Raw genomic sequence first — 2,355 nt, 5'->3', positions numbered from 1 at the left:
ACATCATTAAACAAAATAGTGATAAATACTCGGTATCAGCAATGTGTAACGTCCTACAAATCCCTAAAAGCACCTTTTACTATGACGTAAGCGAGAAAGAAAGCGAAGACGAGAGCATCCTTACGAAAGCGATCGTAGCGATCTTTCAAAGCAACCGCAAAGTCTATGGGACACGGAAGATTAAAACGAAACTACAGGAGCTAGGATACACGGTTTCCAGACGCCGTATTGGGCGGATTATGAAAGAGCAAGGTCTTGTGTCCACGTACACGATTGCTCAGTATAAGCCGCATAGAACGGCTTGTAATGATTCAAACACAGCCAACGTATTGAAACGTGAGTTCAACCAAACAGAAGCAAAACGCTTTGTCGTCAGCGATCTGACGTATGTAAAAGTCGGGCACAAGTGGCATTACATTTGTGTGCTGGTCGACTTATTCAACAGAGAAATTATTGGGCACAGTGCAGGTCCGCGTAAGGACGCTGCTCTAGTTTCCCGCGCCTTTGCCACAGTAGAAGGCGATTTAAGCGACATTCAGTGGTTCCACACGGATCGTGGAAGTGAGTTTAAAAACCAGGCCATGGATACGTTGTTAAAGACCTTTGACATCGGTCGTTCGCTCAGTATGAAGGGCTGTCCTTACGACAACGCCGTTGCTGAAGCGACTTACAAAGCAATGAAAACCGAATTCATTAACCAGATGTCGTTCCAGAGTCTTAACCATTTAAAGCTAGAATTATATGATTATGTGAACTGGTTTAACAAACACCGGGTACATGGTTCACTAGGTTACATGACGCCCGTTCAGTATAAAGCTGCGGCCCTTAAAAAAGTTGTCTGATTTACTGTTGACAGTCCAATGGCTATGAATCGGTTGTTAGAAACTGAGCTTACCGCATTTTTAGATGATGAGAAATATGACCGTGCAGGTGTAAACTCAGGGAACTCTCGGAACGGCAGCTACACACGCACGCTGCACACCGAATATGGAGATCTGAAACTCAACATTCCCCGAGATCGAAATGGAGAGTTTAAACAGCAAACCGTTGCTCCGTACAAGCGCTCCAATGACACGCTGGAGGCCTTCGTCATTCACATGTTCCAGAAAGGTGTGACGATGACGGAGATTGCTGACCTCATTGAGAAAATGTATGGGCATCACTTTACGCCGCAAACCGTATCAAATATGACCAAAACCATGGTTGAACATGTCGATGCCTTCACGACACGCCAGCTGGCTAAACGTTATGTTTGCGTGTATATCGATGCCACTTATGTGGCTGTGAAACGGGTAACGGTCTCGAAAGAAGCCATCTATCTAGCCGTGGGCATTCGTGAGGACGGCTCTAAAGAGGTGTTAGCGTACACCATCGCTCCGACAGAGTCTGCTTACATATGGAATGAATTGCTTCAAGACGTGAAAGCACGCGGCACCGAAGAGGTTCTGCTCTTTATTTCCGATGGTTTAAAGGGCATTGTGTCTGCCATTGGAACAAGTTTATCCTCGGGCGAAGTACCAGTCTTGCTGCGTCCATGTTTCACGCAGCATAGCCCACAAAGTACGTGTAACGGACCGGCTTGAGATCTGCAATGATTTTAAAGCCGTGTACCGTGCAGAGAACGAAGAACAAGGAAAGACCGCTCTAGATGAGCTTTGTACCAAGTGGAAATCCAGCTATCCCAAGGTTGTGAAATCTCTGCAGGAAAACCCCTATATCTTCACGTTCTACAGCTTTCCAGAGTCCATCTGGAGAAGTATTTACTCTACGAATCTCATCGAGTCGTTTAACAAACAGATTAAGAAATACACCAAGCGAAAAGAGCAATTCCCGCACGAGGAAGCGTTGGAGAAGTTTTTGGTTGCACAGTTTGAGGGCTACAACCAACGTTTCGCAACCCGATGCCATACCGGCTTTGACCAGGCTCGGGCTGAACTACAGGCTATGTTCACAACCACAGATTAAACGCGACATCTACAAGACAAGGTTTTTCTATTTATTCTTGACGCTACCTCTTGAAATGGTATATACAAATTTAGTTAGTGATGATTTGCCTGCTTTCTACATAAAAATTACAAACTTTATTGTATTTATTTTTAAAAATAAACCAACTAATGCAATTTCGATGCGTTATATATAACGACTTAGACAAACGTCGTATATGGACGCCGATTCAACTTTATACAAATGGAGTTTTTAAGGAATTTTAAAAAGTGAGCCGGCAATATTGTAATGCCCCCCATTGTCAAGACATGAATTTCCGAGAAATAAGTTAATCCTCCTTGTCTTGTGAGATCTTGTGATTTAAGACGCGATTTGTTCAACAGAATGCGTATAGAATTGAGCCGGCTTGGC

The 2,355-nt window shown here is 44.0% G+C and carries 1 protein-coding gene and 1 pseudogene; both read left to right on the top strand.

What is annotated here, in order from left to right; translation table 11 throughout:
• The coding region (locus tag ACH6EH_RS20085) for an IS3 family transposase (protein ID WP_397333581.1) at positions 1 to 842 on the top strand (842 nt) is incomplete at its 5' end.
• A 21-nt stretch (positions 843 to 863) separates the two neighbouring features.
• Positions 864 to 1,965 (top strand): annotated as a pseudogene (locus ACH6EH_RS20080) (IS256 family transposase); the annotation flags it as partial.
• Positions 1,966 to 2,355: the final 390 nt, after the last annotated feature.

This window comes from Paenibacillus sp. JSM ZJ436 (genome assembly GCF_044383795.1).
Classification (GTDB): domain Bacteria; phylum Bacillota; class Bacilli; order Paenibacillales; family Paenibacillaceae; genus Paenibacillus_AQ; species Paenibacillus_AQ algicola.
Note: the sequence above shows the minus strand (reverse complement) of the source record. Positions and strands in the feature narration are given on the sequence as shown.